The 7862-nt window shown below is 69.5% G+C and carries 9 protein-coding genes; all 9 read left to right on the top strand.

Annotated elements, in window-relative coordinates; translation table 11 throughout:
• Positions 1-62 precede the first annotated feature (62 nt).
• Entirely contained in the window at positions 63-629 is a 567-nt protein-coding gene (rsmD, locus tag K8V84_RS04615; RefSeq protein ID WP_304070840.1) for a 16S rRNA (guanine(966)-N(2))-methyltransferase RsmD, read from the top strand.
• A gap of 214 nt (positions 630-843) precedes the next feature.
• Positions 844-1332 (top strand): pantetheine-phosphate adenylyltransferase, encoded by a 489-nt coding sequence (gene coaD / locus K8V84_RS04610; protein WP_304070838.1) that lies wholly within the window; start codon positions 844-846, stop codon positions 1330-1332.
• Between the two features lie 210 nt (positions 1333-1542).
• Entirely contained in the window at positions 1543-2091 is a 549-nt protein-coding gene (locus K8V84_RS04605) for a DUF177 domain-containing protein (protein ID WP_304070836.1), read from the top strand.
• Between the two features lie 130 nt (positions 2092-2221).
• Positions 2222-2398 carry a 50S ribosomal protein L32 gene (rpmF, locus tag K8V84_RS04600; protein WP_013151268.1) on the top strand — a complete coding sequence of 59 codons (177 nt, stop codon included), beginning with the start codon at positions 2222-2224 and terminating at the stop codon, positions 2396-2398.
• Positions 2399-2748: 350 nt separating this feature from the next.
• Positions 2749-3534 carry a ribonuclease III gene (gene rnc / locus K8V84_RS04595; RefSeq protein WP_304070815.1) on the top strand — a complete coding sequence of 262 codons (786 nt, stop codon included), beginning with the start codon at positions 2749-2751 and terminating at the stop codon, positions 3532-3534.
• A gap of 3 nt (positions 3535-3537) precedes the next feature.
• Complete coding sequence (gene mutM / locus K8V84_RS04590; RefSeq protein WP_304070813.1) at positions 3538-4392, top strand: bifunctional DNA-formamidopyrimidine glycosylase/DNA-(apurinic or apyrimidinic site) lyase; 855 nt, start codon at positions 3538-3540, stop codon at positions 4390-4392.
• A 118-nt stretch (positions 4393-4510) separates the two neighbouring features.
• Positions 4511-4798: an acylphosphatase gene (locus K8V84_RS04585; RefSeq protein ID WP_304070811.1), complete on the top strand. Its 288-nt coding sequence runs from the start codon at positions 4511-4513 to the stop codon at positions 4796-4798.
• A gap of 357 nt (positions 4799-5155) precedes the next feature.
• Positions 5156-5347 (top strand): hypothetical protein, encoded by a 192-nt coding sequence (locus K8V84_RS04580; RefSeq protein WP_067601834.1) that lies wholly within the window; start codon positions 5156-5158, stop codon positions 5345-5347.
• 423 nt (positions 5348-5770) lie between these two features.
• Positions 5771-7862: chromosome segregation SMC family protein (locus tag K8V84_RS04575; RefSeq protein ID WP_304070805.1), on the top strand; the 2092-nt coding region annotated here is incomplete at its 3' end.

The raw sequence follows: 7862 nt of genomic DNA, 5'->3' as shown, positions 1-7862 counted from the left end.
CCGAGGGCCGGACACGGGCGGAGCCGACCCGGCCTGGTCCGAACCGCACTACCGTGGTGGCCATGACCCGCATCATCGCCGGGGCGGCGGGCGGTCGACGCATCGACGCCCCCGACGGCCGCACCACCAGGCCCACCAGTGACCGCGCCCGGGAGGCGTTGTTCGCCTCCGTCCAGTCCGACCTCGGCTCCCTCGACGGGATCCGGGTGATGGACCTGTACGCCGGATCGGGCGCCATCGGCCTGGAGGCCCTCTCGCGCGGCGCGTCCCACGCCCTGATGGTGGAGGCCGACCGCAAGGCGGCACAGGTGGTGCGCGCGAACATCTCGACCCTGAGGCTGCCCGGGGCCGAACTGGCCGTGGACCGCGTGGAACGGGTGCTGGCGCGCGGCAACACCGGCGCCCCCTACGACCTGGTGGTGGCGGACCCGCCCTACCCGGTCACCGAGGAGGAGATCGCCGGGGTCCTCGCCGACCTGGTCGATCACGGTTGGTCGGCCGAGGACACGGTCGTGGTGATGGAGCGTTCCAAGCGCAGCCCGGAACCGACCTGGCCCAAGGGCGTCGAACTCGACCGCAGCCGCAAGTACGGCGAGGCGATCCTCTGGTACGCCCGCGCCATCACCTAGGCGCGGTCCCGGAGCCACAGGGGTCGCCCGTTCAGGCGCCTGGACACGAAGAAGCGCCGGCGGTGGCGCCAAAAGACAGAGTCACGGGAACGTGTCCCCGGAGTCCGCACTGTGTGTGAATGTGGGCACTAAGGGGGAGTTGCCCGAATCGGTGTGGAGTCCAACCCCTACGATCGCGGTACCCGCGAGTAGTTCAGGAGAGGGGCGATCCACCGTGCGCAGAGCTGTCTGTCCGGGTTCCTTCGACCCGGTCACCTACGGTCACATCGACATCATCGGGCGAGCCGCAAAACAGTACGACGAGGTCATCGCCGCCGTACTGAACAACGTCAACAAGCGGGGTCTCTTCGCCGTCCCCGAAAAGCTCGACATGCTTCGCGAGGGCACGTCCGAGTTCGGCAACGTGCGTGTCAGCGAGTTCGACGGGATGCTCGTCGACTTCTGCCGCGAGAACGACATCGGGACCATCGTGCGCAGCCTGCGCTCGGTCAGCGACTTCGACTACGAGTTGCAGATCGCGCAGATGAACTACCGGCTCTCCGGAGTGGAGACCGTCTTCATGACGGCCAACCCGCAGTACTCGTTCCTGTCGTCCAGCCTGGTCCGCGAGATCGCCCTGCACCGCGGCGACGTCTCCAGCCTGGTCACGCCCTACGTCCAGGGACGGCTCAAGGACAAGTACGAGGAGAAGCGGGCCGAGTAGGATCTCCCGGCCCTGATTTGGGTGCGAGGGGACATGGTAGGTAGAATCCTGGTTCGACCATGGGCGTCGCCGGTCTTCGGCGTGCGCTCAGGCCGGTCAGCACCACCGTGAACGACCGACGCGCAGGCGTCGGCGAGCTCGTGCCCGGCCCCCGGAACCTCTTTTGAAAGCGCGATCACTCTGTCTCGTCTAGATCCCCGTGACCCGTACGTGGTCGACACCCGCCCGCTGGGCCGCCAGCCGGGGTCGATGCGGACCGTCAACCGTATCGTGACCCTTGCCGAAGGGTTCGAGACGGCGATGGCCGGCGTGCCCAAGGGGCAGGAGATCGAGCTGGACCTGCGCTTGGAGGCCGTCATGGAGGGGGTCCTGGTCACCGGGACCGTCAACGGCCACCTGACCGCCGAGTGCTCCCGCTGCCTCGAACCCCTGTCCGAGGAGCTGGAAGCCCGCTTCCAGGAGATGTTCCGCTATCCCGGGGACGATGACGACGCCACCGCGACCGGTGACGAGGACTCGGGCGACGAGGATGAGGACTACTATCTAGAGGGCGACCTGCTCGACCTCGAACCGGTGGTCCGAGACGCCGTCGTGCTCGCGCTCCCACTCTCGCCGCTGTGCGGCCCGGACTGCCCCGGTCTGTGCTCCGAGTGCGGCGTCAAACTCGCCGAGGCCGGACCCGATCACGGGCACGGCGACGGCATCGACCCGCGCTGGGACGCACTTCGTGGAATCACGGAGGACCCCGGCGAGCAGTGAGCTCGTGAACCGGTCGCCCACGGTGCCCCAGGGCCCGACCGACCGGAGCACACCTTCCCCGCCACAGCGCGCGGGGTGACCAGATAAGCGACCTCCCGCGACCGCGCGGGGGTGACCCAGGAGGATTGAAGTGGCCGTCCCGAAGCGGAAGATGTCGCGGAGCAACACCCGGACCCGCCGTTCCCAGTGGAAGGCGTCGCGCCCGGTGCTGGTCAACTGCCCGCGCTGCCGTGACCCGAAGCAGCCCCACATCGCGTGCCCGACCTGCGGCACCTACAACAACCGCCAGGTCACGAACCCGGCGTAACGATGTACCGGCCCCGGGCGGCATGCGCCCGATCCCGGTCTTCGACGAACACGCAGCGGGGCGGAACCCAATGGGGATCCGCCCCGTTGTCCTGTTCAGGAGGGGATACGAGGGCCCCGGTGTCGGCCGGTCTTTGTAGAGTGAACTCGTACGGCCGGGGAAGTCTTCTTCCGCGGCACTCTCGACACCGGAAGGTTCCGGGTCCGCAGTGGCTCCCGAGATCGTGGTGGCCGCCGGGGGAGCACGCGCTCCCGCGACGATCACCTCGTTTTCGAGCGTCCCGGTCGGGCCGAGGGATCCCCACAGCACTCGCGCGCTTCGGCGCGCCCGAACCAGGGAAGCGAACTCGCGTGGCCAGTCAACTCTCCGCATCCGAGGCGAAGTCGTTCCACCGGGCGATCGGGGTCGAGGTCGACCCGAAGATCCTGCTCCGAGCCCTCACCCACCGTTCCTACGCATATGAGAAGGGCGGCCTGCCCACCAACGAACGGCTGGAGTTCCTCGGTGACTCCGTGCTGGGTCTGGTCGTCACCGACACCCTGTTCCGCAAACACCCGGACCTGCCGGAGGGCCAGCTCGCCAAGCTGCGCGCGGCGGTGGTGAACATGCGCGCCCTCGCCGACGTCGCGCGCGGGCTGGGCATCGGCGAGTACATCCGCCTGGGGCGGGGCGAGGAGGGTACCGGGGGTCGGGACAAGTCCTCGATCCTCGCCGACACCCTGGAGGCCATCATCGGCGCGGTCTACCTGGACCGTGGCCTGGACGTCGCCTCGGAGTTCGTGCACCGCCTCTTCGACCCGCTCATCGCGACCGCGTCGGGGCTGGGCGCCGGCCTGGACTGGAAGACCTCCCTGCAGGAGCTCACCGCCGCCGAGATGCTCGGTGTGCCCGAATACCACGTGGACGAGAGCGGCCCCGACCACCAGAAGACCTTCCGCGCCACCGTACGGGTGGCCGGGGAGAGCCACGGGCTGGGCGAGGGGCGTAGCAAGAAGGAGGCCGAGCAGCAGGCCGCGGAGTCGGCCTGGAAGGCCATCCGTGCCCGCTCGGACCGGGGCGCCGCCCAGGGCGGGGAGGTCCCCGCCAGGCCCCAGGGCGCCAAGGGGCAGGGCCACAAGACGAAGGGGCGTGGTTGACCCATGCCCGAACTTCCCGAGGTCGAGGTCGTGCGGCGTGGTCTCGACGAGCACGCGGTGGGTCGTCGGATCGGTGTCGTGGAGGTGCTGCACCCGCGTTCGATCCGTCGTCACGTGCCCGGGCCCGCCGACTTCGTCGGCCGGTTGGCGGGTCGCACCCCGACGGCGGTGCGCCGGCGCGGCAAGTACATGTGGCTGGTGTTGGACAGCGGCGAGATGCTGCTGACCCACCTGGGCATGAGCGGCCAGATGCTGGTGCAGCCGCAGGGCAAGCCGGACGAGAAACACCTGCGTGTGCGGTTGCCGCTGTCCGACGGTCAGGAACTGCGCTTCGTCGACCAGCGCACCTTCGGCCACCTGCTGGTGGACGAGCCGGGGGAGCAGGTCGACGTGCCGGTGTCGGTGGACCACATCGCCCTGGACCCCCTGGACCCGGAGTTCGTCCCCGAGACGTTCGTGCGGGCGCTGCGGACCAAGCGGACCGAGGTCAAGCGGGCGCTACTGGACCAGTCACTGATCAGTGGCGTGGGCAACATCTACGCCGACGAGGCGCTGTGGCGCTCCCGCCTGCACTGGTCGCGTTCCACCCGGGGGCTGAGCAACGCCCGGGCGCTGGAGTTGCTCGGACACGTCACCGAGGTGATGACGGAGGCGCTGGAGGTCGGCGGCACCACGTTCGACGGGTTGTACGTCGACGTCAACGGTGAGAGCGGTTACTTCGAGCGCGGGCTGAACGCGTACGGCCGGCGGGACCGGCCGTGCGGACGTTGCGGGACCAAGATCGTGCGCGAGGCGTTCATGAACCGTTCCTCGTTCAGTTGCCCGAGCTGTCAGCGGGCGTCCCGCTCCCGGGCCTGAGGTTCTCTGGAGAAGTCCCCTGTTCAGGGGCGAAAAACGCCCTGGACCGCCTCGGGGAAGGGTGGTGGGGCGTGTCGGTGAGGAAACTGTCGCCGCGAGGTAAGGGAGTGGCACGGCCATGGGGGAACAGGTCGAACCCGTCCGACTGACCGCGTGGGTGCGCGGTCGGGTGCAGGGAGTGGGTTTTCGCTGGTGGACGCGGTCTCGGGCGCTCGAAATCGGGCTGACCGGAGCCGCCACCAACCTCGAGGACGGACGAGTGGAGGTCGTCGCGGAGGGGCCCCGGGCCGACTGCGAGCGCCTTCTGGAGCACCTCAGAGGCGGTGGAACACCCGGTCATGTGGATTCCGTGATCGAACGTTGGTCCGTGCCAGGGGGTTCCTTCGACGGTTTCGTCGAGCGTTGAGTAGACTGGAAGGGTAACGCGGTACGAATCATCCACCGAAGAACGGCGCATCACAGCCGTGGACGGTGGCCGCGGGTCGGGGCGCCGGGCGTCAGAGCCCCGCCGTCACCGGCCGGTCGCGGCACCGGGGGTGGACCGATTCGCACCGTGCGAAACCACGTGTCCTGAGCCCCTACGGCCGGGCAGTGGTCGTTACGGACTGTTGTAATCCAATCTTGACCAGCGGCGCGCATGGTGAGACTCTTAAAGACACACCGCGCACCAACCACCCGTGACACACGACCCACGGTCGTTTCATTCCACGGGATGTCGCACGTGCGCACAACCACTGGTCACTCAGCGTGGAGGACCCACATCATGGCGAAGGCTCTGTTCGGCCACGTCGGCGGCTCCGACCCTCGGATGGTCTCGGAGATGCGACGGCTTCAGAAGCGGGTACGCGACCTCGAGGACGAGATCGGTCGTCTTCAGGCACAGAACGACCAGCTCAGCATGGCCGTCACCGACGTCGCCACCAGCGCGACCGACCGCGAGCCCGCGCTCGCCTGAACCACGACACCACGTTCGTCGCCCGCACGGGTGGGTGCGAACGAGATCTGTCGATCCACTGACGGGGACGCCGACAACAGCACTGGCGTCCCTGGACGGGTCGACCACCCGTACTTCCGCCGCTGAACTTTTCCTTTCCTTGGCGGCTTCTTTAAGCGTTGTACCCGGCGGACCGAAGGGCAACCCTGTGTGTCCGCCGGATGTTCCTCTGGATGTCAACCCCTGACCGCGCCGGTTTTCCGGCCGGGTCCCACCACCCCCCCGAGACCCCCGCGGGCAAGCGGATCCGAGCGCGCGGTGTCGCAGTTCATCGGGGTCGGAAGCCTCTAACATCACCCTTCGGTCACCGCTTCGTGGCACCCTTGTTGTCGGCCTCGTGGCGACCGCCCGTGGCGAGAACGGTGACCGTCGTGGGAGGTGTGGGTGTACCTGAAGAATCTGACGCTGCGCGGCTTCAAGTCGTTCGCGTCGGCCACCACCCTTCGCTTCGAACCCGGGATCACCTGCGTGGTGGGTCCCAACGGTTCGGGTAAGTCCAACGTCGTCGACGCCCTGTCCTGGGTGATGGGCGAGCAGGGGGCCAAGTCCCTGCGCGGCGGCAAGATGGAGGACGTGATCTTCGCGGGCACCTCCACCCGCCAGGCGCTGGGACGCGCCGAGGTCAGCCTCACCATCGACAACACCGACGGCGCGCTGCCGATCGACTACACCGAGGTCACCATCAGGCGGACGATGTTCCGCAACGGCGGCTCCGAGTACGCGATCAACGGCGACACCTGTCGTCTGCTGGACATCCAGGACCTGCTCAGCGACTCCGGCATCGGCCGGGAGATGCACGTCATCGTGGGTCAGGGGCAGCTGGACACCGTTCTGCACGCCGGTCCCGAGGAACGCCGCGCCCTCATCGAGGAGGCCGCGGGCATCCTCAAGCACCGCAAGCGCAAAGAGAAGGCGATCCGCAAGCTCAACGCGATGCAGGGCAACCTGGACCGCGTCACCGACCTCACCGCCGAACTGCGCCGCCAGCTCAAACCCCTGGGCCGGCAGGCCGAACTCGCCCGCAAGGCGGCCGTCATCCAGGCCGACCTGCGCGACGCGCGCCTGCGCCTCCTCGCCGACGACATCGTCACCCTCACCGACAAGCTCGCCAAAGAGGAGGCCGACGAGAAGGACGTCCTCCAGCGACGAGGCGCCACCGAGGCCTCCCTCAAGCAGGCCCAGGAACGCGAGGCCGAGCTGGAGGCACAGGCCACGGCCGCCGCCCCGGACCTGGCCAGGGCCAACGACACCTACCACGCGCTCTCCCGCCTCACCGAACGCCTCGACGCCGTACGCGGTCTGGCCACCGAACGCCACCAGAACCTGGTCGCGGTGCAGGGCGAGGTCGTCGGCCGCCGCGACCCCGAGGAACTGGAGATGGAGGCCGAGGAGGCCGCCGCCCAGGAGGAGGAGTTGCAGACCCGCCTGGAGGAGGCCCGCGAGGTCCTGGAGACGAGCGTCGCCGAACGCGCCGCCGCGGAGGACGCCCTGCACCGGGAGGAACGTCGACTGGAGGCCGCCTCCCGAGCCTCAGCCGAACGCCGCGAGGGCCTCGTTCGTCTGTCCGCGCGGGTGGAGGGTCTGCGCGGTCGCCTGGCCTCCCACGGGTCGGAGATCGCCCGTTTGGAGGAGGCCGCCGCCCAGGCCGCCGAACGCGCCGCCGAGGCCCAGACCGAGTACGAGATGGCCGCCGAGGAGTCCGCCGGACTCGACGAGGGCGATGCCGAACTCGACCAGACCCAGGAACGGTTCGCCCAGAGCCTGTCCGCCGCCGACGCCGAACTCAACCGGCTCCGCGACGCCGAACGCACCGCGGAGGGCGAACGCGCCGCGCTCGCCGCCCGCAAGGAGGCCCTGGAACTGGGGCTGGCGCACAAGGACGGCGCGGGCACCCTGCTGGCCGCCGACCTCCCCGGCATGCTCGGTGGTCTGGCCACCCTGGTCCAGGTCGAACCCGGACACGAGACCGCCGTGGCCGCCGCCTTCGGGGTGGCCGCCGGCGCCGTGGCCGTGACCGACCACGACAGCGCCATGGCGGCCCTGGAACTGCTCAAGTCACAGGACGCCGGACGCGCCGGAATCGTCGTGTCCCGCGCCGTGCCCTCCACCGAACGAGCCACCTGGCCCGCACTGCCTCGGGGAATCCGTTACGCCGCAGACGCCGTCACTTCGCCCGACCACCTGGCCGGCGCCGTCACCGCGTTGCTGGATCGGGTGGCGCTGGCCTCCGACTCCCGCACGGCCCTGGACCTGGTCTCCGCCCTGCCCGGGGTTCGGGCCGTCACCCCCGAGGGAGACGTGTTCGCCGCCGAGATGGTGCACGGGGGCACCGCCGCGGCACCCAGTCTGTTGGAGGTCCAGGCCGCGGTCGACGAGGCAGCCGAACGCCTGGAGACCGCCACCGAGACCGCCAAGCGGGTGGCCGTGGACCTGGACGCCGCCAAGCGCGAACGCGCCGACATCGCCCGGGAGGCCG

It is taken from the genome of Nocardiopsis listeri, assembly GCF_020741345.1.
Classification (GTDB): domain Bacteria; phylum Actinomycetota; class Actinomycetes; order Streptosporangiales; family Streptosporangiaceae; genus Nocardiopsis; species Nocardiopsis listeri_A.
This window is presented reverse-complemented; position numbering and strand designations above follow the sequence as displayed.

Bases quoted from the DNA above. Each gene is read 5' to 3' on its own strand.
- K8V84_RS04580 (WP_067601834.1), top strand. From the start codon at position 5,156: ATGGCGAAGGCTCTGTTCGGCCACGTCGGCGGCTCCGACCCTCGGATG.
- K8V84_RS04585 (WP_304070811.1), top strand. From the start codon at position 4,511: ATGGGGGAACAGGTCGAACCCGTCCGACTGACCGCGTGGGTGCGCGGT.
- rsmD (WP_304070840.1), top strand. From the start codon at position 63: ATGACCCGCATCATCGCCGGGGCGGCGGGCGGTCGACGCATCGACGCC.
- mutM (WP_304070813.1), top strand. From the start codon at position 3,538: ATGCCCGAACTTCCCGAGGTCGAGGTCGTGCGGCGTGGTCTCGACGAG.